This is a genomic window from Nocardia sp. NPDC055321 (assembly GCF_053645575.1).
In genome coordinates this window covers 95,613-120,826 of record NZ_JBSHMS010000017.1, presented here as the reverse complement: position 1 = coordinate 120,826, position 25,214 = coordinate 95,613, and the positions used below count along the sequence as shown (strand labels likewise).

The 25,214-nt window shown below is 69.3% G+C and carries 27 protein-coding genes, 1 pseudogene and 1 riboswitch; of the genes and pseudogenes, 12 read left to right on the top strand and 16 right to left on the bottom strand.

Going from position 1 to position 25,214, the window contains the following annotated elements; all coding sequences use genetic code 11:
* Positions 1 to 61: 61 nt before the first annotated feature.
* Positions 62 to 520 (bottom strand): SRPBCC family protein, encoded by a 459-nt coding sequence (locus ACWIGI_RS26680; RefSeq protein WP_454205214.1) that lies wholly within the window; start codon positions 518 to 520, stop codon positions 62 to 64.
* Between the two features lie 65 nt (positions 521 to 585).
* On the opposite strand from ACWIGI_RS26680, the gene ACWIGI_RS26675 reads away from it, so the two are divergent.
* Together ACWIGI_RS26675 and ACWIGI_RS26670 are read left to right on the top strand one after the other, a co-directional pair.
* The gene (locus ACWIGI_RS26675; protein WP_454205213.1) at positions 586 to 1,410 is read left to right on the top strand and encodes a CPBP family intramembrane glutamic endopeptidase; all 825 of its coding nucleotides are present in this window, start codon (positions 586 to 588) and stop codon (positions 1,408 to 1,410) included.
* A 99-nt stretch (positions 1,411 to 1,509) separates the two neighbouring features.
* Entirely contained in the window at positions 1,510 to 2,448 is a 939-nt protein-coding gene (locus ACWIGI_RS26670; protein WP_454205212.1) for a methionyl-tRNA formyltransferase, read from the top strand.
* An 82-nt stretch (positions 2,449 to 2,530) separates the two neighbouring features.
* Here the strand turns inward: ACWIGI_RS26670 and ACWIGI_RS26665 are convergent, their stop codons facing one another.
* The 6 genes from ACWIGI_RS26665 to ACWIGI_RS26640 all read right to left on the bottom strand — a co-directional run bounded on the left by ACWIGI_RS26665 (position 2,531) and on the right by ACWIGI_RS26640 (position 7,321).
* The gene (locus ACWIGI_RS26665) at positions 2,531 to 2,947 is read right to left on the bottom strand and encodes a carboxymuconolactone decarboxylase family protein (RefSeq protein WP_454205211.1); all 417 of its coding nucleotides are present in this window, start codon (positions 2,945 to 2,947) and stop codon (positions 2,531 to 2,533) included.
* Positions 2,947 to 3,858 (bottom strand): NAD(P)-dependent oxidoreductase, encoded by a 912-nt coding sequence (locus ACWIGI_RS26660; RefSeq protein ID WP_454205210.1) that lies wholly within the window; start codon positions 3,856 to 3,858, stop codon positions 2,947 to 2,949. The genes ACWIGI_RS26665 and ACWIGI_RS26660 overlap by 1 nt, the downstream gene beginning before the upstream one ends.
* On the bottom strand, positions 3,858 to 4,607 hold the full coding sequence (locus tag ACWIGI_RS26655) for an SDR family oxidoreductase (RefSeq protein WP_454205209.1): 750 nt from the start codon (positions 4,605 to 4,607) through the stop codon (positions 3,858 to 3,860). Before ACWIGI_RS26655 ends, ACWIGI_RS26660 begins: the two co-directional genes overlap by 1 nt.
* 60 nt (positions 4,608 to 4,667) lie before the next feature.
* Positions 4,668 to 6,134, bottom strand: coding sequence for an aldehyde dehydrogenase (locus tag ACWIGI_RS26650; RefSeq protein ID WP_454205208.1), 1,467 nt, complete (start codon positions 6,132 to 6,134; stop codon positions 4,668 to 4,670).
* Positions 6,135 to 6,366: 232 nt separating this feature from the next.
* Positions 6,367 to 6,627, bottom strand: a complete 261-nt coding sequence (locus tag ACWIGI_RS26645; RefSeq protein WP_454205207.1) for a hypothetical protein — start codon at positions 6,625 to 6,627, stop codon at positions 6,367 to 6,369.
* A 112-nt stretch (positions 6,628 to 6,739) separates the two neighbouring features.
* Positions 6,740 to 7,321: a TerD family protein gene (locus ACWIGI_RS26640; RefSeq protein WP_454205206.1), complete on the bottom strand. Its 582-nt coding sequence runs from the start codon at positions 7,319 to 7,321 to the stop codon at positions 6,740 to 6,742.
* A gap of 174 nt (positions 7,322 to 7,495) precedes the next feature.
* Between ACWIGI_RS26640 and ACWIGI_RS26635 the strand changes: the two genes are divergently transcribed.
* Positions 7,496 to 7,765: a GlsB/YeaQ/YmgE family stress response membrane protein gene (locus ACWIGI_RS26635; RefSeq protein ID WP_454205205.1), complete on the top strand. Its 270-nt coding sequence runs from the start codon at positions 7,496 to 7,498 to the stop codon at positions 7,763 to 7,765.
* Positions 7,766 to 7,846: 81 nt separating this feature from the next.
* Here ACWIGI_RS26635 and ACWIGI_RS26630 read toward each other — a convergent pair whose 3' ends face one another.
* Entirely contained in the window at positions 7,847 to 9,052 is a 1,206-nt protein-coding gene (locus tag ACWIGI_RS26630; protein ID WP_454205204.1) for a helix-turn-helix domain-containing protein, read from the bottom strand.
* Positions 9,053 to 9,286: 234 nt separating this feature from the next.
* Here ACWIGI_RS26630 and ACWIGI_RS26625 point away from each other — a divergent pair, with 234 nt between their 5' ends.
* The 5 genes from ACWIGI_RS26625 (at position 9,287) to ACWIGI_RS26605 (ending at position 14,321) form a co-directional block, all read left to right on the top strand.
* Entirely contained in the window at positions 9,287 to 9,643 is a 357-nt protein-coding gene (locus ACWIGI_RS26625; protein ID WP_454205203.1) for a hypothetical protein, read from the top strand.
* 90 nt (positions 9,644 to 9,733) lie between these two features.
* Positions 9,734 to 9,919, top strand: a riboswitch (cobalamin riboswitch).
* A gap of 119 nt (positions 9,920 to 10,038) precedes the next feature.
* Positions 10,039 to 11,352, top strand: coding sequence for a serine hydroxymethyltransferase (glyA, locus tag ACWIGI_RS26620; protein ID WP_454205202.1), 1,314 nt, complete (start codon positions 10,039 to 10,041; stop codon positions 11,350 to 11,352).
* A gap of 165 nt (positions 11,353 to 11,517) precedes the next feature.
* Entirely contained in the window at positions 11,518 to 12,921 is a 1,404-nt protein-coding gene (locus tag ACWIGI_RS26615; protein WP_454205201.1) for a lipase family protein, read from the top strand.
* A gap of 194 nt (positions 12,922 to 13,115) precedes the next feature.
* On the top strand, positions 13,116 to 13,769 hold the full coding sequence (locus tag ACWIGI_RS26610) for an NADPH-dependent F420 reductase (protein ID WP_454205200.1): 654 nt from the start codon (positions 13,116 to 13,118) through the stop codon (positions 13,767 to 13,769).
* Positions 13,770 to 13,859: 90 nt separating this feature from the next.
* A complete protein-coding gene (locus ACWIGI_RS26605) occupies positions 13,860 to 14,321 on the top strand; it encodes an SRPBCC family protein (protein ID WP_454205199.1) in 462 nt (153 codons plus the stop codon).
* A gap of 163 nt (positions 14,322 to 14,484) precedes the next feature.
* Here ACWIGI_RS26605 and ACWIGI_RS26600 read toward each other — a convergent pair.
* The 3 genes and pseudogenes from ACWIGI_RS26600 to ACWIGI_RS26590 form a co-directional block, all read right to left on the bottom strand.
* Positions 14,485 to 15,490, bottom strand: a pseudogene (locus ACWIGI_RS26600) (DNA topoisomerase IB).
* 16 nt (positions 15,491 to 15,506) lie between these two features.
* On the bottom strand, positions 15,507 to 16,118 hold the full coding sequence (locus tag ACWIGI_RS26595; protein WP_454205198.1) for a flavodoxin family protein: 612 nt from the start codon (positions 16,116 to 16,118) through the stop codon (positions 15,507 to 15,509).
* A 69-nt stretch (positions 16,119 to 16,187) separates the two neighbouring features.
* Entirely contained in the window at positions 16,188 to 17,633 is a 1,446-nt protein-coding gene (locus tag ACWIGI_RS26590; RefSeq protein WP_454205197.1) for a M6 family metalloprotease domain-containing protein, read from the bottom strand.
* A gap of 292 nt (positions 17,634 to 17,925) precedes the next feature.
* Between ACWIGI_RS26590 and ribB the strand changes: the two genes are divergently transcribed.
* Together ribB and ACWIGI_RS26580 are read left to right on the top strand one after the other, a co-directional pair.
* Positions 17,926 to 18,585, top strand: a complete 660-nt coding sequence (gene ribB / locus ACWIGI_RS26585; protein WP_454205196.1) for a 3,4-dihydroxy-2-butanone-4-phosphate synthase — start codon at positions 17,926 to 17,928, stop codon at positions 18,583 to 18,585.
* Entirely contained in the window at positions 18,582 to 19,271 is a 690-nt protein-coding gene (locus ACWIGI_RS26580) for an HAD family hydrolase (protein ID WP_454205195.1), read from the top strand. The genes ribB and ACWIGI_RS26580 overlap by 4 nt, the downstream gene beginning before the upstream one ends.
* Before the next feature lie 30 nt (positions 19,272 to 19,301).
* Here the strand turns inward: ACWIGI_RS26580 and ACWIGI_RS26575 are convergent, their stop codons facing one another.
* Complete coding sequence (locus ACWIGI_RS26575) at positions 19,302 to 19,832, bottom strand: hypothetical protein (protein ID WP_454205194.1); 531 nt, start codon at positions 19,830 to 19,832, stop codon at positions 19,302 to 19,304.
* A gap of 292 nt (positions 19,833 to 20,124) precedes the next feature.
* Between ACWIGI_RS26575 and ACWIGI_RS26570 the strand changes: the two genes are divergently transcribed.
* Both ACWIGI_RS26570 and ACWIGI_RS26565 read left to right on the top strand, forming a co-directional pair.
* The gene (locus ACWIGI_RS26570) at positions 20,125 to 20,781 is read left to right on the top strand and encodes a hypothetical protein (protein WP_454205193.1); all 657 of its coding nucleotides are present in this window, start codon (positions 20,125 to 20,127) and stop codon (positions 20,779 to 20,781) included.
* Positions 20,778 to 21,179, top strand: a complete 402-nt coding sequence (locus tag ACWIGI_RS26565) for a hypothetical protein (RefSeq protein WP_454205192.1) — start codon at positions 20,778 to 20,780, stop codon at positions 21,177 to 21,179. Before ACWIGI_RS26570 ends, ACWIGI_RS26565 begins: the two co-directional genes overlap by 4 nt.
* On the opposite strand, the gene ACWIGI_RS26560 is transcribed toward ACWIGI_RS26565, so the two are convergent.
* The 4 genes from ACWIGI_RS26560 to ACWIGI_RS26545 form a co-directional block, all read right to left on the bottom strand.
* Positions 21,176 to 22,582 (bottom strand): cytochrome P450, encoded by a 1,407-nt coding sequence (locus ACWIGI_RS26560; RefSeq protein WP_454205191.1) that lies wholly within the window; start codon positions 22,580 to 22,582, stop codon positions 21,176 to 21,178. The two genes, ACWIGI_RS26565 and ACWIGI_RS26560, sit on opposite strands and share 4 nt — an antisense overlap.
* On the bottom strand, positions 22,579 to 23,745 hold the full coding sequence (locus ACWIGI_RS26555; RefSeq protein ID WP_454205190.1) for an MAB_1171c family putative transporter: 1,167 nt from the start codon (positions 23,743 to 23,745) through the stop codon (positions 22,579 to 22,581). Before ACWIGI_RS26555 ends, ACWIGI_RS26560 begins: the two co-directional genes overlap by 4 nt.
* Positions 23,742 to 24,242, bottom strand: coding sequence for a hypothetical protein (locus tag ACWIGI_RS26550; RefSeq protein WP_454205189.1), 501 nt, complete (start codon positions 24,240 to 24,242; stop codon positions 23,742 to 23,744). The genes ACWIGI_RS26555 and ACWIGI_RS26550 overlap by 4 nt, the downstream gene beginning before the upstream one ends.
* Before the next feature lie 241 nt (positions 24,243 to 24,483).
* On the bottom strand, positions 24,484 to 25,203 hold the full coding sequence (locus ACWIGI_RS26545) for a haloacid dehalogenase type II (RefSeq protein ID WP_454205188.1): 720 nt from the start codon (positions 25,201 to 25,203) through the stop codon (positions 24,484 to 24,486).
* Positions 25,204 to 25,214: the final 11 nt, after the last annotated feature.

Sequence of the window (25,214 nt, the reverse complement as noted above, 5' to 3'; positions counted from 1 at the left end):
GGGCGCGCTGAGCCACGCTCGGGCCGCCGACGCCGATCGCGTCACGACCCAGCCCGCGCCCTCACTTCTCCACGACGGCCTTGATCCGGTTCAGGGTCTCGCGCATGCCGTCCAGGTTCGTCTTGCCGCGCGTCCAGCCGGCCGCCAGCCAGTACAGCTTCACCGGCAGCGTCTCCTGATGCAGGTGGAACGACTCGGTCACGTCCGTGCCGCCCTCGACCGGCGTGAACTCGTAGCGCCAGGTATTGATGCCCATTCCGCCCGGCCCGAGCACGGTGAACGCGAACTCGCGGCCCGGCTCGCTCGCGATGATCCGGCACACGGTCCAGTACTTCAGCCCCCACCCGTTCCGGTTGACCCGGCCCCGGAACTTCACTCCGACAGCGGGACTCGTTGCGCCGCCCAGCCATTCGGCCGCGATGGTCTCCGGGCTGAACTTGCCGGTGTTGGTGATGTCGCTGACCAGCCCCCAGATCTCCTCGGCGGGCGCGGCCATTCGCACTGTCACACTGTTCTGCATAGCCCGCACGCTAGCAGCCGTCGGCGTGTCGCGGCCGCAACGCCGTCGTCGGTAGCGTGGGCGCGGTGAACACCGGCTCGCGAATTCGCACCGCACTGCTGTCCGCCGGGGCGGCGACGTTCCTCGGCGCGCTGACGATCCTGATCGTCACCGGCAACACCGAGGTGCGCTTCTCGGCGGACGACACCGACACCTGGTCGATCTGGCTGCTGGGCCTGCCCGCGGCCGCCGGGCTGGCCCTGGCCCGGCTGATCCCGCCGCGCACCCCCGCGCCGGACCCGTTCGCGGACCTCGACACCCGTGTCCGCGTCCGGCAGACCTGGTCACTGGCGGCGCTGGCCGTGGCCTTCGCGGTGGGCCTGCACCTGGCCGGCGGCGACGATCTCTGGTTCCTCGGGTTGAAAGCCGTACTGCTGCTGATACTTCCACTGGCCCTGCGCCTGGTGACCTGGCGCGAGTGGACGCGCACGGACCTGTCCGGGCGCTGGCTCCGCCCGCTGCCCGCGGTCGCGGCGTTCGTACTGATCACCTACGCGCTGGACCCCGCCGCGCCGGACTCGCTACCGGATCCGGTCACCATCGCGGCGGTCTTCGTGATCAACGCGGTGCTGGAGGAGGTCTTCTACCGCTTCTGGCTGCAGTCCAGGCTCGAATCGCTGTACGGGCGGTGGGCAGCGATTCTTGCGACCAGCGTGGTGTTCGCGGCCTGGCACGCGGCCATCCTGGGCGGCGACGGACCGGTGCTCGATCTCGCCGCGGCCGTCGCGGTCATCGGCGTGAAGAGCCTGTTCCTGGGCTATCTCTGGTCCCGCCATCGCAATCCGTGGCTCGTCATCGCCGTGCACGGTTTCGTCAACGCGCCCCTCGCGATGTGGATCGCCCTGTTCTGAACGGCCGCGACGGCACTCCCGCAGGCCGCGCACGTACTCGAGACACCGAGCAGTTAGTGAGGCTACCCTTAGTTCATTCCTCGACAGAAAGGTGCCCGAATGCGGGTGGTCACGTTCGGTTTTCAGACCTGGGGGCGCAGAACCCTGCAGGCCCTGCTGGATTCGCGGCACGAGGTGGTGCTCTCGGTCACCCATCCGGCGAGCGCGTCCTCGTACAAGGCGATCTGGAACGACTCGGTCGAGGAGCTGGCGCGTGCGCACGGGATTCCCGTCCACCTGACCGAGCGCGCCGACACCGAGACCATCGACCTGGTCAAGCGCGCCGAACCCGATGTGATCGTGGTGAACAGCTGGTACACCTGGATGCCCGCCGAGCTGTACGCCATGCCCCCGCACGGCACGCTGAACCTGCACGACTCGCTGCTGCCGAAGTTCACCGGTTTCTCCCCCGTGCTCTGGGCGCTCATCAGCGGCGCCACCGAGACCGGGCTCACCGTGCACCGGATGGACGAAAACCTCGACACCGGCGACATTCTCATCCAGAAGACCCTGCCCATCGGCCCCACCGCGACCGGCACCGAACTCGTGCTGGCGGGCATGGATCTGATTCCGGCGGCCGTGCACGAGGCCCTGGACGCGCTCGAGCAGGGCACCGCGGTCTGGCGCCCGCAGAACATGGCCGAGCGCACCTACTTCCACAAGCGCGCGGACATCGACAGCCGCGTCGACTGGTCGTGGGACGCAACCGATCTCGAACGCTTCGTCCGCGCCCTCTCGGCCCCCTACCCCCGCGCCTACAGCTTTTACCGCGGCGAGCGCGTGGAGATCCTGTCCGCCCGAGTCTCGGACTACCCGGTCGGCGGGACACCCGGCCGCGTGGTCGTGCTCGACGGCCAGGCCTCGGTGGTGAGCGGCCCCGCCGCCTTCCGCGGCGCCAATCACGCCCTGAACATCACCGCGGTACGCACCGCGGACGGCGCCGAGCCCCCGGTAGCCGAGTTCTTCGCGCGCGGAGGCTATCTCACCGATCAGCCCTGACCGCTCGCCGACCAAGCCCCGTCCGCGACCGGGACGGGGCTCGATCGCGGACGGGGATCCGCGTCGGACGCAGCGTGATCCGCTACTGACCGGACTTGGCGGTGGCCTTCCGGTGGTCGGCGACCGCCTTGCCGACCACACCGTCGAGGTTGGTTCCGGCCGGCCAGCCCACGTAGTGGCACAGGAACAGTGCGATCTCGCGCAGTTGTTCCGGGGTCAGCTCCTCGTTGCGCAGGGCCGCGCCGACCTGGATGGAGGCCACGTCGAACAAGCCCTGCGCGGTGAGCGCGCCCAGCAGCAGCAGGCGGCGGTCGCGCACCGACAGCTCGGGCCGGGACCAGATGTCGGCGAAGAGATGGTCGGCGGTGACGGCGAAGTGTTCGCCGGGGCCGTCCTGGAACTCCCAGCCGTAGACCTCGGACATCTTCGCCAGTCCACGCTCGCGGCGCGACTGCCCGTTCGCCGACTCCTGGCCGTTCACCGATTCCTGATCACTCATCACTGTTCCTTGTCGCTGGTCGAATTGTCCGCGGGCACACCGAGTCCGGGTCCCAGTCGTTCCACGGCGAGCTCCCCGAGCGGCAGCTCGACCCGCAGGCGCGCACCCAGTTCGAGGGCGAGCGCCAGGTCTTTCTCCCCCAGATTCCGCACGTGCCGCAGAATCGGCAGCCAGAAATCGCCCTCGGCGATCTCGCCGGTGTGATCGCGGAGCATGATCGCGCCCGGTCCGCCGGTCACCGCGTCCGAATGCCGCACCACCTTGCCCAGCACGGTGATGTCGAGCCCCGCGACCTCGGCCAGACGCTGCGCCTCGGTCGCGGCGGTGAAGGCAATGAAGTGGATCAGGTTGCGCGCCAGTTTCATTCGCGTGCCCGCTCCGGCCGGTCCGGCGTGCACCACCAGGTCGGCGAAGCAGGCGAAGGGCGCGCGCACCCGCGCGAAGGCGGCGTCGGTACCGCCGACCATGACCGCGAGCCGGCCGTTCTTGGCGCCGCCCGCGCCGCCGCTGACCGGCGCGTCGACGAACTCCACCCCGAATTCGGCACAGCGCGCGGCGAGTTCCTCGGCCAGCTGATCGCCGATGGTCGAGTGCACGGCCACCACCAGTCCCGGTGCCGCCGTGCGCAGCACGCCGTCCGGACCGTCGACCACCGCCCGCACCTGATCGTCACTGACGACCGCGACGCAGATCAGCTCGCAGGTCTTGGCCAGTTCGGCGCCGCTGGCCGCGAACTGTGCACCGCGCTCGGTGAACGGTGTCACGACGTCGGCGCGCATATCGCACACCGTCAGGCCGCCGGCCCAGTCCAGCAGGCGCTCGGCCATGGGCGCGCCCATGTTGCCGAGTCCGAGGAAGCCGACTCGCGGTGCGGACCCCTCCGGGGCCACCGTGTTCTCCGGTGTCGTCATCAGCGAAAGACCTGCCCGCCATCGACATTGAAGATCTGCCCGGTCACCCACGACGCGTCGTCCGAGAGCAGGTACAGGCACGCACCGACGAGATCCTCCGGGGTGCCCATGCGCTTGAGCGGCAGCCGCTTGACCATGTCCTCCACGATCACGTCCGGGGTCACGTTCTTGGTCGCGTCGGTGTTGATCGGACCGGGAGCGATGGCGTTCACCCGAATGTTCGCCCCGCCCAATTCGGTCGCCAACTGCTGGGTCAGACCGTTGACCCCCACCTTGGCCAGGCCGTAGAAGCTCGAGTACGTCCACGCGGCGGTGGAGGACTGGTTCACGATCGACCCGCCACCGGCCTTGCGCATGTGCTTCCACACCGCCCGCGTCATGATCAGCGCGCCGTCCATGTTCACGCTCATGAACTTCTTGTAGTAGTCCCAGTCGACGCTGAGCAGCAGATTCAGCTTCATGTCGCCGTAGATCGCGGCGTTGTTCACCAGGTGGTCGATGGCGCCGAACTCGCGCAGGGTGAGATCGGCCAGCGCGGTGGCCGATTCGGCGTCGGCCACGTCGACCTCGCCGAAGATCGCCGTCCCGCCCGCGGCGGCGATGGATTCCACGACCTCCTTGCCGCGTTCGGCGTTGAGATCGGCGACGACGACCTTCGCGCCCTCGGCGGCCAGCGCCCGGGCATAGGCGGCGCCGATGCCCTGGGCGGCGCCGGTGACGATGGCGGACTTTCCGGTAAAGCGTGACAAGTTCAGCTCCTGCGTGCGTGAAACATGATGTGACGGTGCGGTTTTCCCGGACGACGTGCGTCAGGCCATGCTGGCGACGAGTTTGGTTTCCAGGTACTCCTCGAACCCGGCGACGCCCATTTCCCGGCCGATGCCGGACTGCTTGTAGCCGCCGAACGGCGCGTCGGCGGCGTACCAGACCCCGCCGTTGACGCTCAGCGTTCCGGTGCGCACGCCCGCGGTGACCCGGGCGATCCGCTCGGGATCGGTGCCCCAGACCGCGCCCGACAATCCGTATGGCGAGTCGTTCGCGATCCGGATCGCGTCCTCGTCCCCGTCGTAGGGGATCACCACCAGGACGGGACCGAAGATCTCCTCGCGCGCGACCGTCGCGGCGTTGTCGACGTCGCCGATGAGCGTGGGCTCGATGAAGTAGCCGCGGTCCCGCGCGGCGGGCCGGCGCCCGCCGACCACTATGCGCCCGCCCTCGGACCGCGCGATATCGAGGTAGCGCTCCACCCGGGCCCGCTGCCGCTCGGAAATCAAAGGCCCGCAAATGGTTCCGGGTGCGGCCGGGTCCCCGGGGACGATGCGGCCCAGCGCCGCGGCGGCCGCGTCGACCGCCTCGGCGTAGGACGCGCGCGGCACCAGCAGGCGCGTGGTGAGCGCGCACCCCTGCCCGGCGTGCACCGCGACCGAGAATCCGGCCATGCCCGCGGCCGCGCCGATGTCGGCGTCGTCGAGCACGATGAACGCGGATTTGCCGCCGAGCTCGAGAAAGGTCTTCTTCAGCGTGGCAGCGGCATTGATCATGACCGTGCGCCCGGTCTGCGTGGACCCGGTGAAGGTGACCATGTCCACGCGCGGATCCCCGGACAGTTGCGCGCCCAGCTCGTGATCGGACGAGGTGACGATATTGACCACGCCCGGCGGGAAGTCGGTGTGCTCGGCGATGATGGCCCCGACCGCCGCCGCGCACAGCGGGGTGTCGGGAGCGGGCTTGAGCACCACGGTGTTTCCGGCCGCGAGGGCCGGTCCGAGCTTCGCGAAATTGATCTGGTGCGGGAAGTTCCACGGCGTGATCGCCCCGACCACGCCCACCGCCTCCCGCTGCAGCACGCGCCGGCTGCGAATACCCATGGGCGCGGCGACACCGAGATCGGTTTCCCACTCGTAACTTTCGGCGAGCTGCTCGGAGAACTCCAGATCCGCGACCGGCCCCTCGAGGTGCGGGCCGCGGGTGAGCATGACCGGCGCTCCCGCCTCGGCGACGGTCAGCGCGCGCAGGTCCTCGACATCGGCCTGCAGCGCGGTGCGCAGCTGGCGCAGGCAGTGCGCCCGGAAGGCGTGATCACGCGACCAGTCGGTGCTGTCGAACGCCGACCGAGCAGCCTCGATGGCCGCGCTCATATCCGCCTTGTCGGCATCGGCCGCGAACCCGTACGCCTCCTCGGTCGCGGGGTTGATCGTGACGAATTCACCGCCACCGCCGGTGGTCAGCTTGCCGCCGATCAAGAGCCGCGAGCTGTCTGCGGGCGGGAGAACCATGAACCACTCCAATGCTGTCTGGACAGGTGTACGGACTATAGTCCGCGCTCTTGAACAGACGCAAGGACCCGGTCGAGACCCTCGACGGCTTCCCGTGTGGCCCTGGCCAACGCAGCGCTACGCCCACCCGGTGCGAGAATTGCCGGCCATTGCCGAAGCTGTATGGCTGCCGATTCTCACCGGGTGGGCGTTCGCGCGTTCAACGATCCGGGCTGCGGCCGGTCGCCGTTATTTAGGGACTGGGCTGCGGAACGTCGACGTTGCAGTCGTCGATCTTCGGATTCACGCCCATGTAATTCAACGGACCGGCGAGAATTGTCACCGCGATGGTTCCGGTGCTCGCGCAGTTTGTCGGCGCGTTGTCGAAGTAATCGCGCTGGCCTGCGGCAATGGCGCCGATCAGCAGCCAAACCAAGACCAGCACACCAAGAATGCTGATACCACCCGAGCTGCGTACCACGCGCGTTCTCCCGTCGTCCCGATATGTTCTCATATCGAATCCTTCGTCCAATACCCGGCGTCACCGGCTATTACGGATCGTCTTCGTACTCTTCGGATACCCGGGATTTCGGAAACCTAACGGGGTCGATTTCCGTTCGTGAAAATCATTGTGCGGCCTGACTGTGCAGGTACTGCAGGACGTACGGAACCGCCTCGGCCGCGTGCAGCGCGGGGATGCCGACGCCGATGCCCTCGTATGCCCAGAACCCCGGGGTGCGTTCGAGTTTGCCCATCACCAGCGCGGTGTGCGGGCCGCCGCTGAGCAGGTACCGGGTTATCTCGGTATCGGTTCCGGCATCGAGCAGACGACAGTACGCGTTTGCGATGTTCGCGAAACTCTGACCGGAGTACGATGTGATCACGACGATGACCGTCGTGACCTCCGGGGCCAGGCGAGCCAGGTCCAGGACTATGACCTCATTGTCGCCGGCCCCCTCACCGGTCAGATTGTCTCCGGTGTGACGGACCGACCCGTCCCGCGAGGAGAGTTGCCCGTAGTACACGGCGTCCATCAACTGATCATCAGCACTGAAAAGCAGTGCGGCAACGTTCAAGTCGACCCGCACCCCCGGTTCGAGGGTGCCGTCGGGGTGAACCACGAGATCGAGGTCCGATGCGTCCCATCCCAACGCCACCGCGACGCATTCCAGCGCCGATCCGTCCGGGTTTCCCAACGCGATGGACACCGAGCATCTCCTTCGATCGCAATCTTGTCGCTCCCGGCATTCCCCCTGCTCGGAGCTTGAAACGCAGCGCGTCACCCGGGATTCTGCGGTACCCCCGCATCGTTTCCCCCGCGGCGGGTATGTGAGGAAGTGAGCGCCGGCGATCTCGGCGACGCTGATAGAAGGAGAAACATCATGCTCGGTCTGGGTATTCTCGGGTGGATCATCATTGGCGGTCTCGCTGGATGGATTGCCAGCAAGATCATGAAAACCGACGCTCAGCAGGGCATCCTGCTCAACATCGTCGTCGGTGTCATCGGCGGTCTGCTCGGTGGCTTCCTGCTCAAGCTCTTCGGTGTCGACGTCGAGGGCGGCGGTCTCTGGTTCAGCTTCTTCACCTGTCTCGGCGGCGCCGTCATCCTGCTGTTCCTGGTCAATCTGGTCACGCGACGATCGGTGCGCTGACCCCGAACCACTGAAATCGCCTGTGCCCGAGCGCCCCACCTTCCGGGGGGCGGCTCGGGCACAGGTGTGTACGGGGGTTGCTCAGCCGTTCACCGTCACCCCGCACCAGGCCGCGAAACCGCGAATTCCGTCGGTGCGCCTGGCATCCTGGCGGGCCAGCACGCGAATTGTCTCGTGCACCATCGGGTGGTAGCGGGTGAGCGAGGGCGAGATGCCCTTGGCGGTGTGCAGCGCGTCCAGCACCATGGCGCGGTCACCGTACAGCAGGTAGGCGCGGGCGAGATCGATGTAGTGGTGCCCGGACCGCGAGCGCGGGGTGCCCGCCGGAATGTACAGTCCCTCCGCTCTTTTCAGCGCTTCCCCGCCGTCCATCAGCTCCACCGCCAGCGCCACGGACCAGATGCCCGCGTTGGTCGGGCCGAAGACCAGCACCTCGTCGCGATCGTGCCCGATGCGCTTGGCGGTCGACTCGGCCTCGGCCAGATGCGAATCGGCCAGATCCCGGTTCCCGGCCCGCGCGGCCGCGAGCCCGGACTGCAGATGCAGCCCGCCCCAGGCGATGAGATCTCCGTCGGCGCCCGCACGCAGCAGGGCCTCGAGATCGGTGCGGCACTGCTCGAGAAAGACGAGCGCGGTCTTCCAATCACCGCCGTTGGTCAGCAGGCTCGCGCGATGGAATCGGCTCGCCGCGATCCACAGCGGATCCCCACTCGCGGTGGCGGCCCACGTCATTCGATCCACGGCGCTGGCCGCCAGGTCCACGTAGCCCAGTTTGTGCGCGAGGCTGCGCACGTTGTAGTACAGCTCGGCCAGCACGACGAACACCCGATCGCGGTCGTGACCGTGGCTGCGGTGCACCAGGACTCGGGTTTCGGTGAGCAGGGCGGGCAGCAGCGCGGCCAGTTTGGGGGCGGCGGCGTCGCGCCGGTACCGGCGGGCCCGGATGGCGGCGTCGGCGAGCGCGGCGAGCGGGCGCACCTCGATGTCGGAATCGGCCAGGTCGTAGGCGGCGAGTTCGTTGCGCAGCAGCGCGATCGCACCGTGCAGTTCCCGATCCTCCACACTGGTCGGCGCGAACGGCTGCCCCAGCAGTTCGGCGGTACTGGTGCGCAGGGCCTTCGCGCTCGCCGCGATGAAGGCCGGGGTGGCCGCGCGCCGGCCCTGTTCCACGGCGCTGATCAACGAGGTGGACACTCCGGTCTCCATGGACAGCCGGGCCTGGGTCCATCCCCGGAGCTTGCGGCCCTGCGCGACTCGCGAGCCGACTCCAGCCGATTCCTCACTCATCACGGCCTCGATTCAAGCGGTTCCCCGGTATCGAGACTGCCACAGATTGTGTGAGTCCGCCGCAGGTCGCGGCGGCACGCTGGATACAGCGACCAGCGCCGGAGCGGTTCGTCCGATTTGTCGAATCTTCGGCGCGACAGGCGCACTCGATGAATCCACACCGAAGGAACCGGACATGGAACGCATGCGCGCCGACGAGGATCCACGGCCCCTCGCCTCGGATGGGGGGTGCCGGTGATGTTCGAATGCCCCAAGGCCCTGGGCTTCCTGAACAAGGACGTCTCCGGCGGGCGGCAACCGTGGGACGAGCGCCTGATCCGCAGTGCCGCGGCCCGGCTCGGGTACGACCTGTCCAAGATCCTGGTGTTCGACGCCCATACCCAGGAGTGGGTGCACCGCCTGCGGGTCGCGGTGAACCGCACCGGCGCCACGGCGGTGTTCGTCCCGAACGTCGAACACTTCGACGCCGCGGTGGTTCCCACCGGACTGGTCGCGGTGGTCGATGTGATCACCGTCGAACCGGAGGAGACCTACGCGCGCGGCGGCGCGCGCGAGCCGGGCGGTCTCGACGCCCCCGGCACCGGCCACTGAACACCGATGCCTATCCTGGTGGCGCAGCTGGTTCGCTCGCGATGTGGCCCACGGAGCCCCTGACCCCATCGCGCGCGTCGAAGCCCGCGCGGCGGTGACGCCACCGCGGGTGAGAGGGAACCCGGTGAGAATCCGGGACTGTCCCGCAGCGGTGAGCAGGAACGACCGCCGTCACACGCACTGGACCCCGCGTCCGGGAAGCGACGGCCAGTAGGTGGACCCCGTGCGGGGCCGGTGCCCGCGAGTCCGAAGACCTGCCCGCTGTACCGGATACGCCGTATCCGGTGGTCGTCGCCTCGTGGACCGGGCGTATCACCGATCAGCACCGTCCCGGCAGCCCCGGGCGCGGGCGTCGGCGTGTGCGCGGATAGGGCGGCGATCCTCCGCACCGCCCCATGGAGCTTCCCGTGACCACCTCGAATACCCGTACGGCTTCGGTCAATACGCAATCACTCGGTGAACTCGATCCCGAACTCGCCGCCGCGATGGCGGGTGAGCTCGCCCGCGAGCGCGACACCCTGGAAATGATCGCCTCGGAGAACTTCGTGCCGCGCGCGGTGCTGCAGGCGCAGGGCAGCGTGCTCACCAACAAGTACGCCGAGGGCTATCCCGGACGGCGTTACTACGGCGGCTGCGAGAACGTCGATGTGGTGGAGACCCTGGCCCGCGAGCGCGCCAAGGAACTCTTCGGCGCCGAATTCGCCAACGTGCAACCACATTCGGGCGCGCAGGCCAACGCCGCGGTGCTCATGGCGCTCATGAACCCGGGCGAGAAACTGCTCGGGCTGAACCTCGCGCACGGCGGGCATCTCACGCACGGTATGAAGCTGAACTTCTCCGGCAAGCTGTACGAGGTGCACGCGTACGGGGTCAGCGAGCAGGACCATCGCATCGACATGGACCGGGTCCGGGAGATCGCGCTCGAGGCACGGCCCAAGGTGATCGTGGCGGGGTGGTCGGCGTACCCGCGGCATCAGGATTTCGCGGCCTTCCGCGCGATCGCCGACGAGATCGGGGCGTACCTGTGGGTCGACATGGCGCATTTCGCGGGTCTGGTCGCCGCGGGACTGCACCCGTCTCCGGTTCCGTACGCCGACATCGTCTCCTCGACCGTGCACAAGACCCTGGGCGGGCCGCGCTCGGGACTCATCCTGGCCAAACAGGAGTTCGCGAAGAAGCTCAACAGCGCGGTGTTCCCGGGCCAGCAGGGCGGACCGCTCATGCACGCCATCGCCGCCAAGGCCGTCTCCTTCAAGATCGCCGCCGGCGCGGAGTTCCGGGACCGGCAGGAGCGGACCCTGTCCGGGGCGAAGATCCTGGCCGAGCGCCTGGGCGGGGCGGACGTGAAGGAGCGCGGCATCAGCGTGCTGACCGGCGGCACCGACGTCCACCTGGTGCTGGTGGATCTGCGGCACTCCGAGCTCGACGGTCAGCAGGGTGAGGATCTGCTGCACGAAATCGGAATCACCGTGAACCGCAACGCGGTTCCGTTCGATCCGCGCCCGCCGATGGTCACCTCGGGCCTGCGGATCGGCACCGCCGCGCTGGCCACCCGCGGCTTCGGCGACGCCGAGTTCACCGAGGTCGCCGACATCATCGCCAGGGCCCTGGCGGGCGGAGCCGATCTCGACGCGCTGCGCGGGCGGGTCTCCACGCTCGCCCGCGACCTTCCGCTGTACGACGGCCTCGAGGACTGGAAGCTGCTCTGACACGCGCGGTCTCCGTTCCGGGCGCCATGAGGGGGCAACCGGAACGGAGACCGGCAATCTTTCGGCACACTGTCTCGGACGGATCTTGCTAGACGGTGGTGTGCAAGATAGTGTGCCCTCGATGTGAGTCAGTGTGGTCTCACATGGAGCAGATGGAGTCGACCTATGGCGCTGCGCGCGTCGCTGCCGGGCCGTATGGCCGTGGCGGCCCTGGCATTCACCGCGGTGGCGGGCACGTTCACCACCGCGACCGCGATGGGCGAGCCGGGCGGGTCCGCACCCGTCGCGGTCGCGCCCGCACCGGCGTTCGCGGTGCCCCCGGAACTGGATCCGGGCTTCTATCGGCCGTCCCCCGAGGTGGTGGCGAGCAAGGCGCCCGGTGAGATCATCGCCGCGCGGCAGGTCAACGTGGCCAACGCCGGGGTGATCCCGCTCAACGTCGATGCCTGGCAGGTGTCGTTCCGCTCCAACAACACTCGCGGCGAGGCGATTCCGGCCGTCGCGACGGTGCTGAAACCGCGCGGGTCCGCACCCGACAAGCTGGTCTCGATGCAGGTGGCCGAGGATTCGCTGGCCGCCTATTGCGCGCCCTCCTACGCCGTGCAGCAGTGGTCGGCGGCCGCGGCCGTCGGGCAGATCGTCGCGCCGCTGGAGTTCGTCATCGCGCAGGCTGCCATCCAACAGGGCTGGGCGGTGGTCATTCCCGACTATCAGGGACCCGACAGCGCGTTCGGCGCCGGGCCGCTGGCCGGGCGGATCACCCTGGACGGGATTCGCGCCGCCCGGGACTTCGAGCCGATGCGGCTGGCTCCGGACACCCGGATCGGCATGTACGGCTACTCCGGCGGTGCGATCGCGACCGGGCACGCCGCCGAACTGAAGGCTTCCTACGCACCCGAACTCAACGTGGTCGGCACGGCCGAGGGCGGCGTGCCCGCCGACTTCGGTCCCCTGCTCGACATCGGCAACGGTCAGATCTGGGCGGGCATGATCTTCTCCGCCGTCATCGGTCTCGGCCGCGAGTACCCGGAGTTCGGGGCGTTGCTCGATCGCGACCTGGATCTGCTCGGGCAGACGCTGAAGGTCGTCAAGGGCGGGCTGTGCGTGCAGTACAACACCGGGCTGTTCCCGTTCGCGAACATGAAGGGCATGCTGCGGGTGCCCGAGGGCGATCCGATGCGCAATCCGATCGTGCGCGACACCCTCGACCGCACCCGGATGGGCAAGGCCACCCCGGACATGCCGATGTTCATCTGGCAGGCCAATCCCGACGAGCTGATTCCGGTCGGACCGGTCAACACGCTGGTCGACACCTACTGCCAGGATCCGGCCGCGCGCGTCCAGTACACGCGCGAGCATCTGGGCGAGCACGTGACCACCGAGATCTCCGGCTCCACCACGGCACTGCTGTGGCTGCGCGACCGCCTCGACGGCAAACCCGCCGCCCCCGGGTGCGCTGTCTCCGACACCCCGCTGATGGCAACGAATGCCGAGGGCCTGGGTCTGCTGGGACAGACTCTCGGCGAGACGCTCGGCTCGTTCTTCGGCAAGCCGATCGGGGTGAAGTAGGTCCGGGTCGAGGTCGGTGAGGTGCCTCTTCGACGGTGATGCTCCCCGCGCCCCCGGCGGGCGCCTTCACCCGGTATGGGTGAGGTAGCAGGGGGTAGGGGCGACCTACCTTCGGTGCATCGAGACCGGAATGTCTGTTCCTTCGGGAGCGGACCACCGGACTTGCCACCACGGCTACGGACCAGGGGGTTCGGGTGAGAATCGGAGTGATCGGATCGGGCGCGGTCGGGTCGGCGGTCGGCAGGCTGCTGGGCGGCGCGGGGCACGACGTCCTGTTCGCGGGGCGCGACCCCGAGCGGGCGGCGGAGGCCGCGCTGGGGGCCGGTGGGCGGGCGGGGTCTGTCACCGACGCCATCGACCACGGGCGCGTGGTCGTGCTGGCGGTGCCGTTCGACCGGGTCGCCGACGTCGCGCTCGCCCACGGCCTCGATCTCACCGGCAAGATCGTCATCGATCCGACCAACCCCATGATCTTCACCCTCACCGAGATCGTGCCGATCGAGCTGCCCGCCGGCCTGACCGGCAGTCAGCTGCAACAGCAACGCCTGCCCGGCGCGCGAATAGTGAAGGCGTTCAACCACTTCCTGGCCGGTGACCTGCTGCGCCTGGGCAGGCAGGGCCAGGCCGGCCTAGCCGATCCGGTGGCCATGTTCTTCGCCGGCGACGACGAACTCGCCAAAGACGTTGTCACCGAACTGATACGCGACGCGGGCTTCACCCCCATCGACATCGGCGGCCTGGCCGAGACCCACCTCCTGCAGTACACCGCCCCCGACTTCCTCGGCGCGGACCCCCTGACCCCCGCCGAGGCCTTCACCCGCCTCGAACGCGCCGAACGCGCCCGCTGACACCGCCCCGTGTTTGCGTGTGAACCCCAGGGGTAGCACGCGGTTGATGCCGAAACCTCGGCATCCGTGACACAGGAAGCGAGGTCTCCCATGGGTACCGTTACCGCATCGACCGATGTCAACGTACCGATCCGCACCGCCTACAACCAGTGGACCCAGTTCGAGTCCTTCCCGCGTTTCATGGAGGGTGTCGAGCGCGTCGACCAGATCGACAGCACCCACACCCACTGGAAGGTCCACTTCGGTCCGGTGGAAAGGGAATTCGACGCCACCATCGTCGAACAGCACCCCGAGGAACGCATCGCGTGGCGCTCCGACAGCGGCCCCGAGCACGCCGGCGTGGTGACCTTCCACCGCATCGACGACACCACGACCCGCGTGATCACCCAGATGGACATCGACCCGGAGGGCTTCGTCGAGAACGTCGGCGACAAACTCGGCGTCCTGGACCGCCGCGTACAGGGCGACCTGAAGCGCTTCAAGCAGTTCATCGAGGAGCGCGGCCACGAGACCGGCGCCTGGCCCGGCGACGTCCCCCGCCCCGGCGTGTGACCCCACGTATCGGCCGGGCCGACAGCCCGCACCCCGCTCCGCCGGGGTGATCGTTCACCGGTCACCCCGGCGGGCCCGCCGGAGGCCGAACTCGACCGCCACCGCACCGAACTGACCGACGCCGTCGGCCTCGAACGCCGCGAGGGCTCGGCCTGAGTATCGGTCACCGAGTCCGGCGCAGCAGGCGGATAACCGCCCGGTCGATCAGCTCGCGCCGTTCGTCGGCGGTACGGCCGCCGCGGTCGGCCCTGCGCACCGCCGCCGCGATCGTGGTTCCTCGCCGGAACGCCGTCATCACCCGGGGATCGACGTAGGAGGCACGTGCCACGGCCGGGGTGTTGCCCAGCGCGTCGGCCACGGTCGTCATGATCTGCTTCTCCGCCCGTTTATGCGCGGCCTCCGACTCCGGCTCCGGCGACCGCGCGCAGGCGAGCGCGGCCGCCACGGTTCCCTGCCAGGTGCGAATATCCTTGGCGCTGAACTCTTCACCGACCTGTTCCCGCAACCGCGTGTTGATGTGCTCGGCGTGCAGCTCGTGTGTTTCGCCCGCTGTGCGGAACACGAGCAGCCGTCGCCCGGGCTCGGCTCCGCACAGCAGCGCTGCGACCGCCCTCGCGAGTTCTCGATCGCTGAGTCGAATCGATTGCCGGACACCGCTTTTGGCCTCGAAGTCGAACAGCATCTCATCCCCCGACACCCGCACGTGCTCGCACAGCAGAGTGGCGAGCCCGTGACTGCCGTTCTCCGCCAGGTACTCCTCACCACCGATTCGGAACACCCCGCGATCGAGCAGGTCGATCGCCACGGCCTCCACCCGGCGCCTGCGGAGTCCCCGGCCTCCCAGATCCCCTTTCACCTGTCGTCGCAATTCTGGCAATTGCCCGGCCATATCGAGAACCCGGTCGAACTTCTCCTCGTCTCGTTCGCGCCGCCACTGCTCGTGGTACAGGTATTGTCGCCGCGTCGACGCCGACCGCCTGAATATGCCCGTCGGGTTTGGCACAGATCCACACGCGCCGCCATGCCGGTGGAATCACCAGGGCGCGAATACGTTCCAGCGTCGCCGGGTCGGTGATGCGTTCACCGTCGGCGTCCGTGTAGCCGAATCCGCGCCCGCGGCGGATGCGCCGGAAGCCGGCCTCGTACGGAACACTGTGGCGCAGTCGCATTCGCAACCCGCCGCGGTCACGCGTACGGCGGGTAGGCGGCGTTGCGCAGCAACCCCGTCAGGTGGGCGGCGTTGCGTGCCAGGGCGGCCGTGTTCGAGGCGACTTCCTCGGGAGTGGTGTCCAGATCCCGATAGTCGGTGCTGCCCATGGCTTCTCCGGTCCAGTAGGTGCAGCCCTGGGCCGGGATCGTGAACCCGATGTCGTTGAGGCCCTGGAAGGTGTCGGCGACCACCTTGTGGGCGCCGTCCTCGTTGCCCACCACGCCGACCACCGCGACCTTGCCGACCATGGAGGGCCTGCCTTCGGCGTCGGTCTCGGACAGTTCGGCGTCCAGGCGCTCGAGCGCGCTCTGGGCCACCGAGGACGGGTGCCCGAGCCAGATCGGGGTCACCAGCACCAGGATGTCGGCGGCCACGATACGGGCGCGGATGACCGGCCATTCGTCACCGTCGCCCTCGTCGACGGAGACCCCGGGCCGGACGTTGTAGTCCGCCACCCGCATCGAGTCACCCTTGATGTCGTGCGCGGCCAGTTCGTCCAGGATCTGCCGGGCCAGCAGGTCGCTGCTGGACTCGGCCGGTGACTGCTTCAGCGTGCAGACGAGCGCGAGTGCGGTGGGTGCGGTCATACCCGGGCGCTACCCGGCCGATGCCTGGCAAAACGGGCCACCCGGGATCGGCCACCCGATCGAGACCTGTCACTCGATCGTGACGTCGATGGTCATTCGATCATCGCCCGGGGTGCCGTGGACGGTGATCGTGATCCCGGACCAGGTGCCGCCGGGCATGTTCAGGGCGGGGCGGGTCGACTTGCCGACCGTGGTGTTGCGCAGGGAGGGGTACAGGTCGTTCGCGTCGCCGCGGTTGCCGCCGCGGAAGATCGCGGCCAGATCGCGCTTCCCGTCGGCCTGCATCAGCTCGATCGCGAGGGCGGACTCGTCGTTGACGTTCTCGATCGCCTCGTCGACCACGTAGATCGCGATCCCCTCGTCGGGCAGGAAGGCGTCCTGGCCGCGTTTGCGGCGGTATTCCACCGCGACGTACTGGCTTTCGCGCGGCATGCGTTGCGCGTTGCGGATGAACACCATGCCGCCGCCCTCGGCCGCGGGCTCGAGGGCGATGCCCGCCGTCGTCCGAGTGACGACCTGGGGGGTGAGCCAGCCGTGGAAGGCCCGCAGCATGCCGTTCGGGTACACCGGGGTGATGCCGTGGTTGCCCCAGCTGCCCGCGGCCATCAGGCAGTAGTCGCCGAGGCCCGCCGAGCGGAAGTTCGCCGCCTGGGCGGTGTCGTAGTAGTCGGCCCAGCGGGCGGCCAGGTGACCCCATTCGTGGGCGCACACGCCCATGTTGCAGTCCTCGGGGACGGTCAGGAAGGTCGTCACCGACAGATTCGGCGCGACCGGCTCCCCCGCGCCCGGGATCGCCCACTTCAGACTCCAGATGTCGTCGGCCGAGCCGGTTTCCTCGGCCCCGCGACCCGCGTGCACGATGAACAGCGCGGTCACGATCCGCTCGCCCAGCACGTCGTACGGCCCGAAATCCACCCCTTCGGCGAGCGCCGCCTTCACCGCGTCCCGCGCCATTCCCGCCGCGTTGCGCGGGAATCCGTTGCCGGTCCCGGAACTGCCGTCGGTGTAGTAGGACAGCGGCTGCGGCAGCCGGAACCAGCCGTGGACCGCGCCCTGCACGTCGATGCCGGTCCCCGCCTCCGCGTCGAACCCGCTGACCGCGCGGTAGAAGTCCCGCATGCTGCCGGAGGGAAAGAGCTTGTCGCTGAACAGCATCGCCTCGTAGTACCCCGGCCCGTGCGCGGCCTCGTGCGGCTTGTCGGGAAAGTCGACCAGCAGCACGATCGTCCGAATCACCCCGTTGAGCCGCACATTGGGCCGGGTGATCAGCTCCCGGCCCTCGCCCGGCACGGTCCGCGTGGCGCCGTCGTCGAGCCCGACCAGATCCTCCCCGCGCCGCTGCGCGCGCCAGATCTCGTAGTAGTCCTCGAAGGACAGCGTCGAGGGCAGCCGATTCGCGCCGGTCAGATCGAGATAGGACAGGTACAACCGGCTCAGCGCCTGCGGCGACAGCGGCACCGGGCACGGCGCGCCCTCGCACCGATGGGCCGTGATGGGGGTGAGCGTGAGCCTCATACAGGTGTCCTCGCCTCGCCGACAGCACTCGCGACCGCACCGGCCGGCGCGGTCGCGTTCCCGAATATCGCTGTCCGGGAACCGGGTTCAATCTTGCCCGCAAGCGCGCGACCGCGTGCGGTGATCGCCCGCACCCACCCCGCCGACCGCGCGGCCCATAGCCCCTGACCACGGAGTATCTTCATGGACACGGGTGCGGCCGGTCTCCCCGCGCTCCCGCGATAATGATCTTGTTTCGGCTACCGTCTGCTGAGTCGTGCGCTCCATTCCATTCGAACGGAAGGCCACAACGATGACGATTCCGGTATCCACCCAGTACCGCGTGAACGTGTTCGACCAGGTCGACGAGGCGGTCCACGAGATCCGATCGGGCCACGCCGTCATCGTCGTCGACGACGAGAATCGCGAGAACGAGGGCGATCTCATCATGGCCGCGCAATTCGCCAGCCCCGAGGCGCTCGGCTTCTTCATCCGCTACACCGGTGGCGTCGTCTGCGCGCCCATGCCCGCCGAACGCGCCGATCTGCTCGGCCTGCCGCTCATGACCACCACCCACGAGGACTACAAGGAAACCGCGTTCACCCTCACCGTGGACGCCGTGGCCGGGGTGGTCTCGGGCATCAGCGCCGCCGACCGCGCCGCCACCCTGCGCGCGCTGGCCGATCCCGCGACCGGCACCGCGGACCTGCAACGACCCGGGCACGTCTTCCCGCTGCGCGCCCACCCCGGCGGCCTGGCCGCCCGTCAGGGCCACACCGAGGCGGGCGTGGAACTGATGCGCCTGGCCGGGCTCGCGCCCGTGGCGGTGATCAGCGAGGTCTGCCACGACGACGGCTCGGTCATGCGCCTGGGCGCCCTGCGCGCCTTCGCCGATTCCCATGGCCTGAAACTGATTTCGATCGATCAGCTGATCGATGGGCAGAGCGGCCCGGCCGCCGGCGGTCGCGCGTGACCGGGCGCGTGGACGCCGTGCTGTTCGATCTGGACGGCACCCTCGTCGGAACGATGGAACCGTGGGACCGGTGCTGGGTCGACTACGCGGCCCGGCACGGACACGACTGGAACGACTCCGATCGCGAGCGCACCCACGGCCACGGTGACTGGGCCGACCATCTCGCCCGCGTCTGCGGGCTGGACTCCCCCGCCCGGGTGATCGAGGTGTGCACCGACCTCATGATCGCGCGGATCCGGGACGGGCAGGTGGCCCTGCTGCCGGGGATCGCCGAGCTGATCGCGGCGGCCGCGGACAGCTCCATCACCGGCATCGTCTCGGCCTCACCCCGCCGCTTCGTGCACGCCACGCTGCGGCACTTCGAGCTGGACCGCTACTTCCCGCTGATCCTGGCCCGCGAGGATCACCCGCGCTCCAAACCGGATCCGGCCCCGTATCTGCACGCCGCCGAGCTGCTCTATCTCGACCCGGTTCACTGTGTGGCGGTGGAGGATTCCCCCGCGGGCATCCGCTCGGCGGCGGGAGCGGGCATGCGAGTACTGGCCATCCCCCATCCCGCGTCCCCGATTCCCCCTGCGGAGGCGAGCCTGACCGCGCACCTGGCCGCGGACGCCATCGCCGCCGCACCGTGGCTGCGCGCCCAGCTGGACCGGGCCGGCGAACCGGCCCTCCCGCTCGCCACCTGATCCGGATGTCGGAGGGCTCGCCCGGCGCGGTCAGGGACCGGCCAGCGCCGCGGCGACGGCGGCCAGCACGCCGAAGACGAACAGCCCGGACGCCGCGTACAGCGAGACCCGGGCGAAGCGCTGGATCAGCGTGATCTTGAAGACGGAGATCGCACCGCCCATCACCATCAGCAGCGCGAACGAGGCGAACATCGCGGCCGAGCCCAATCCGGCGGCGGCGGTGACGCTTCCGTTCACCGAGAGATCGTCACCGGCGTGCACCGGCACCCGGGTCCCGGGCGAGTAGGGACCTCCGCGCAGCGTTCTCTGCGCCGCCGCCTGGGGTTTCGAGTCCGGGACGAAGGTTCCCGCACAGATCGCGGCGCGACGCCCGCTCTCGGGATCACAGCGCTCGGTGACGAAGGTTCCGGCGACACCGGAGACACCGGTGGCGCGGGTCAGAACGGCGAGGCTCTCGGCGATGGCGAAGGTGGCCAGCACGGCGAGAGCGATCGCGCAGAGGCCGAACAGGATTCGCGGGACGTGGCCCCGGAGCGTTCGACCATCCCAGGGCAGAAGCACAGTTGCGGATCCTCGGTCATCGGTGAGCAGGGGCTGCGCCAAATGTACCGGGACAGTGGGTGATCGACCGCCCCCTTCGCGGTCGATCACCCAGCGCCAGTTCCCGGCCCGCGCGGGAATGCGGCTGCAACGCGGCGTCGGGATACGCAAATCATACGAAAATCATTGCCTGATTACAATGGCATCGGCGGTGTACATCTGCACAAATTTGCAGCTTTGCGACTGTGCAGGCCGGCGTTCCTCGCATTTCGAAGGTTCCGTTCCGCAGGATTTTCGTACTACTATCGTGCCCGTGACGGTGACCGGCGACGACGCGCCCGACGACGCGTCGGCCAGGCGATTGGCCCGGGTCGTGCTCGCCCGGATGGGCGCCATGCATCGATCGCGACGCCAGGTGCACCTGCACGGCGGGCCGACCGAGCCCACCATGCTCAAGATCGAGCGCGGCGAAGCGCGCGGCCTGACGCCGAAAACCCTGCGCCGCCTCGACATCGGACTGGACTGGACCTCCGGATCGGCCGAGAACGTCTACTTCACCGGCGGCAACCCCACCCCACTCAAGGAGCGCACCGGCATCGTCGCCGGACCGCCCGGGGTGTACGTCGACGCCGAGACCATCACCGAATTGATCACCGTCGCACGCGAGATCGGCGATCTCGCCGAGGCGGGCACACCCGCCGCACAGGCGGCCGCGCACCGGCTGAACGCCGCGATCCAGCCGCTGTACGGGCGCTATGTCACCCAACTGCTCGAGGCCAACCGCCGCCGGGGTGGCGCGCTGGGCCCGCTGGTCACCATCCTGGGCCCGTACCTGGACCGGCCCGTGGACCCGGCACACGACAACGAGGAGGAGGCGCTGTACCGGCGCTGGCTCGCCGGGATGCGCATCGACCTCGACGAGACGACCCGGCGGCGATTCGAAGCCAGATTCGCGGAGGCGAGCCTGTGACACCATCTTTGGCCCAGCGTGTGGACCTGCTCTTTCGTGCCCTGCACAGTCCGGAGGAGGGCGAACCGAGCACCGAACTGGTGGCCGCCGCCCTGCGCGACCGCGGCGTCGAGGCCACGGCGGCGACCCTGGACGCGCTGCGGGCGGGCACGCTCACCGACCCGCCGGCCGCGCTGCTCGACGGCCTCGCCGAGCACTTCAACCAGGCCGCGTGGTTCCTGCTCGAGCCCGGCGAGTCCGCCCGGGTCGCGGACACCTATGTGCAACTGGATCTCTTGCGCGCCCTGCGCGAGGCGGGCGTGCACCGCGTACGCCTGCGCGGGCAGCCCGCGACCTCGGATCGCCGAGCCCTGACCGCTGCCCTGCGCGCCCGCCTGCGCCGCGGCGAGCGACCCTAACCGCGCCGGGAGACCTTCAGCCGCAACCGATCCGGCTTGAGCGAGATGGTCTCCTTGACCCGCAGCCGATAGTCCGGATCGGGTTCCAGGTCGTAGTTCGCCAGGATGGTGGCCAGCACCAGCACGATCTCGTGGTAGGCGAACTGCCGTCCGATACACGCGCGCAGTCCCACCCCGAACGGCCGGTACAGCTCGGGGTGCCGGGCCCGAATCCGTTCGGGCAGAAAGCGGTCGGGGTCGAAGCTCTCCGGGTCCGCGCCCCACCGCTCGTGCCGGTGCAGCTGCAACAGCACGATGAACACCCACTCGCCCTTCTCGAACGGGTACCGGCCGCCCAGCAGGGTGTCGGCGTTGGCCTTGCGGAAGTAGCCGGGCGCGGTCGGCCACAGCCGCAGCGACTCGTCGACGATCCGGCGCATGTAGCGCAGTTTGGCGACGTCCTCGAACTCGAACTCCGCGCCGGTCCGGACCTTCGCGATCTCCGCGCGCGCCCGGTCGGCGATCTCGGGGTGCAGCGAGAGATAGTGCAGCGCGAACGCCATGACCCCGGCCGAGGTCTCTTGCCCGGCGGCCAGGAACGTCAGGATCTGGTGCCGAATGTTCTGCGCGTCCAGGCGTTCCCCGGTCTCGGGGTCGGCCGCGGTGAGCATGCGCTCGAGCAGGTCGTCGTGCAGGCCGGCGCCCGCGCGCTGCCGGGCCGCGATGACGGCGTCGACCTCGGCGTTGACGAAGGCGACGTCGGCCAGGTGCTGAGCCCGCTGCGTGCGAAAGACCGTGCGCTCCACCAGCGGATGCGAGTACGCCGAGCGGTTGATGTAGGTCAGCGCGCGCAGCATGGCCGCGACAACCGGATGCGGGTCGGTGCGGCCGAAGGAGTCGAACGAGTACCCGAATCCCGTGCGCCCGATGACCTCCAGGGCCACCTTGTTGGTGTCGCCGGGGATGTCGAGCCATTCCCCCGGCCTGCCGTCCCAGTGTTCGATGAGCTGCCCGGCGCACTCGCGCATCGTGGCGTGGTACCCGCGCATCGCCTGGGCCGTGAACGAGGGCGCCAGGATCGCGTGCGCCCGAGCCCAATTGGGTTCGCTGTTGTGCGCGGTGAAGAGCCCGTCGCGCGCCACCGAGCGCAGGTCGCGAATCGGGATGCCGAGGAATTTCGACCACAGCTTGTCGTCGTTGATCTCGGTCAGCAGGTCCGGTGAGCTGACATAGGTGACCCGGCTGCCGAAGATGTTGCGCTCGTAGATGTCTCCGTACCGCTGCGCCCCGCGCATTCCCCACTGGCTGGAATCGGTGACGTGCAGGTCCCAGACGTCGCCGAGCACGGGCAGGCGGTAGGGCGGATGCGGCAGCACCCGATCCGCGGCGCGGATGCGCCCGGTGGACGGCGTGGCGGTGGTCATCGGGCTGTGTCTCCATCCGATAGCGAACCGGCGTACGGGCGGGCGGTGGCCGCCGCCCAGTGGCCGGAAATGCGGCGCAGCGCGCGGGTTTCGTCGACGATGTCCCGGCCCGGCGCCGAGATCTGCAGTCGCCGATAGGTTCCCGGATCGGCCCCGGATTCCTTGCGCCGCAGCGCGGCCACGATCTGCGCGGTCTCCGCAGCGGGATCGCCGGGTTCGCCGAGGGCGTCGGCGGGATCGGTGTAGCGGCCCAGCACCAGGAGCGCGTCGCGGATCTCGACGGTCATGCGATGCAGCCGGTGCCGGGGTTCGGACAGCGGTTCGGGACTGGCGGGGCGCGGAATCTCCGGGCACGCGCGCACCAGGTCCCGCCACAGCGGGGTCAGCCTGCGCACGGTCCGCGAGGCGGGGTCCACGCGCAGGCGCCGCGCGATCTCGGCGACCACCCCGCTCGCGGCCACCAGCGTCCCGCCCGCGAGCAGGTAGATGTAGTTGTTCTCGTTGGCGCGGAAGCGGAATTCGACGAACCCGCTCGCGGTGCCGGTCCCGGCGCACAGCGAACTGAGGAAGATCAGCACCGCTTCCTCGAGCGCCCACAGTCCGACGACGAGGATGGTCACGAAGGTCAGCCGGTGCACCGGTCGTAGCGCGCCGGCCCGCAGTTCCCGAATGCTGGTGGCGGCCATGACCAGTCCGGTCAGGCCGCACCAGAACGAGAAGAACGCGAAGTACACCGGCGTCTGCCAACCCGCGGTGCGATCGATGTACTGCCCGACTTCGCGGGCGTGCGTGCCCACCAGCAGCATGAGCGCGGCCGAGGCGACGCCCGCGACCCAGCCGAGCCGGTTGATCGAGGCCACCCGCTCGGGCCAGCGGTCCGACCACGACACCGCCAGCAGGCACAGCGGGACGAAGGTCAGCACCATCACCGCGGTCGAGAGTTGGCGCGTGAAGGCCACGTCGAGGATCCCGGCCTCGGCGAGCCGATCCTGCACCGCGCGTTCGCGCAACAGACCCGAGGCGGTGCCGAGCAGCAGTCCGTAGGTGACCAGTCGTTCGCTCGGGCGCGCCCGGTCGAACAGCCACAGCACCCGCAACGCCGCCGCGATCAGCGAGCAGCTCAGGATCGCCCAGGCGATCGGCGCCGGGGCCGAGGAGGTCACCGCTCACCCCAGAACGAGCGCATCGGCCGACTGCTGCGATAGCGCGAGACGCCCGAGAGCAGCAGGTCCGCGAACAGCTCGGCCTCGTCCTCCTGATGGTCGGCGAACTCCGATCGCCGCAGCACCCGGCGAATGGTGGCCGGGTCGAGGTCGGGCAGCAATTGCAACAGCCCGGTCATGCCGTCGGTGCCCGCGTCGTGGTCGAGCACCATGTGGCCCGCTTCGTGGGCGATGATCTGGTCGACGTGGAAGTCGGTGGTCCCGGCCGCGTAGGCGATCACGTCGGCGTCCTCGGTGTCCAGCCACAGCCCGCAGGGTGTGCCGCGTGCCGGGGTCCACACCCCGGGCAGCGCGTCGGCCTCGACCGCCAGGAGCTGGATCGGGCGGCCGCGCCACTGTCCGAGCGCGCTCAGGAATTCGTCCCGGTCCCAGGGCGAGGGCACCAGATGGGCGATGGCCGACCGTCCGCTGAATACCCGGCCCGTCGAATCTTCCATCCCGCCACTGACACCTAACGATCGAACTGTTCCCGCCCGGGCTCGCGCCCCGATGCCTCGGACCGTACCCCGAACGGGCGTCCGGGCACGAGCCCGGGCTGTGCCCGGCCTCGCTGGTGGGCCGCCGGGTGACCGAGATCGAACGGCTCGCGCGGGGGCTGCGCGATGATCGGCGCGAAGGCCGTGCGGGCGGCCCGAGCCGAGCCCGGTCCGGGCGAATCGATCCCGGACCGGGGCGAGATCAACAGCCCAGCTGGTCGGCCAGATCCAGGAAGTCCACGGCGTTGATATCGAACTCGTCGGAGAATTCCGCGTCGGCGAGCGCCGGGTCGCCGAATTCGTCGGGCCGGGCGATGAACGCGGTCCGGAACCCGAGCCGCGCCGCCGCACGGATGTCGTACTTGTGGCTCGCCACCATCATGATCTCCGAGGGCGCGAGCCCGAGGTAGCGGGCCGCGAGGTGGTAGGCCGCCGGGTCCGGTTTGAACACCCCGGCCATCTCCGCGGTGAACACCGCGTGCCAGGGCAGATCCCCGTGCCGGGTGATGCTGACCACGGCGTCGACGTCCGCGTTGGACAGCGTCGCGAGCACGTGATCCCGCCGCAGCCGGTGCAGCCCCGGCACGACATCGGGCCACGGCGCCAACCGTTTCCAGGCCAGGTTGACCGCCCGCCGCTGGTCCTCGTCCAGCGTCAGGTTCCGCGCGTCGATCAGTTCGTCGAGCGTCGCCCGGTAAATGGAATCGACACTGACCCATTCGTCGGTCCCCCGCCGCTCACGCGCGGTCTCCCGAAAATACGCTGCCCGCCAAGCGTTCACGAACTCGGCCCAGTCGACGTCCGGGTTACCCGGCCCGGCCACGCTCCGCGCGGTCCCGGTGACGGTCGAGAAGAAGTCCGTCGCGGTGCCCTGCACGTCGAACAGCAGCGCCCGTGGTGATGGGCGATGCGAATTGGACATGCGTTTCCCCT

What these genes read in the sequence shown, in the direction of transcription:
- ACWIGI_RS26590 (WP_454205197.1), bottom strand. Translation starts at nt 17,633, where the DNA reads ATGAGGCTCACGCTCACCCCCATCACGGCCCATCGGTGCGAGGGCGCG.
- ACWIGI_RS26650 (WP_454205208.1), bottom strand. Translation starts at nt 6,134, where the DNA reads ATGGTTCTCCCGCCCGCAGACAGCTCGCGGCTCTTGATCGGCGGCAAG.
- ACWIGI_RS26665 (WP_454205211.1), bottom strand. Translation starts at nt 2,947, where the DNA reads ATGAGTGATCAGGAATCGGTGAACGGCCAGGAGTCGGCGAACGGGCAG.
- ACWIGI_RS26615 (WP_454205201.1), top strand. Translation starts at nt 11,518, where the DNA reads ATGGCGCTGCGCGCGTCGCTGCCGGGCCGTATGGCCGTGGCGGCCCTG.
- ACWIGI_RS26550 (WP_454205189.1), bottom strand. Translation starts at nt 24,242, where the DNA reads ATGGAAGATTCGACGGGCCGGGTATTCAGCGGACGGTCGGCCATCGCC.
- ACWIGI_RS26635 (WP_454205205.1), top strand. Translation starts at nt 7,496, where the DNA reads ATGCTCGGTCTGGGTATTCTCGGGTGGATCATCATTGGCGGTCTCGCT.
- ACWIGI_RS26630 (WP_454205204.1), bottom strand. Translation starts at nt 9,052, where the DNA reads ATGAGTGAGGAATCGGCTGGAGTCGGCTCGCGAGTCGCGCAGGGCCGC.
- ACWIGI_RS26545 (WP_454205188.1), bottom strand. Translation starts at nt 25,203, where the DNA reads ATGTCCAATTCGCATCGCCCATCACCACGGGCGCTGCTGTTCGACGTG.
- ACWIGI_RS26660 (WP_454205210.1), bottom strand. Translation starts at nt 3,858, where the DNA reads ATGACGACACCGGAGAACACGGTGGCCCCGGAGGGGTCCGCACCGCGA.
- ribB (WP_454205196.1), top strand. Translation starts at nt 17,926, where the DNA reads ATGACGATTCCGGTATCCACCCAGTACCGCGTGAACGTGTTCGACCAG.
- ACWIGI_RS26645 (WP_454205207.1), bottom strand. Translation starts at nt 6,627, where the DNA reads ATGAGAACATATCGGGACGACGGGAGAACGCGCGTGGTACGCAGCTCG.
- ACWIGI_RS26670 (WP_454205212.1), top strand. Translation starts at nt 1,510, where the DNA reads ATGCGGGTGGTCACGTTCGGTTTTCAGACCTGGGGGCGCAGAACCCTG.
- ACWIGI_RS26560 (WP_454205191.1), bottom strand. Translation starts at nt 22,582, where the DNA reads ATGACCACCGCCACGCCGTCCACCGGGCGCATCCGCGCCGCGGATCGG.
- ACWIGI_RS26680 (WP_454205214.1), bottom strand. Translation starts at nt 520, where the DNA reads ATGCAGAACAGTGTGACAGTGCGAATGGCCGCGCCCGCCGAGGAGATC.
- ACWIGI_RS26595 (WP_454205198.1), bottom strand. Translation starts at nt 16,118, where the DNA reads ATGACCGCACCCACCGCACTCGCGCTCGTCTGCACGCTGAAGCAGTCA.
- ACWIGI_RS26605 (WP_454205199.1), top strand. Translation starts at nt 13,860, where the DNA reads ATGGGTACCGTTACCGCATCGACCGATGTCAACGTACCGATCCGCACC.
- glyA (WP_454205202.1), top strand. Translation starts at nt 10,039, where the DNA reads ATGGAGCTTCCCGTGACCACCTCGAATACCCGTACGGCTTCGGTCAAT.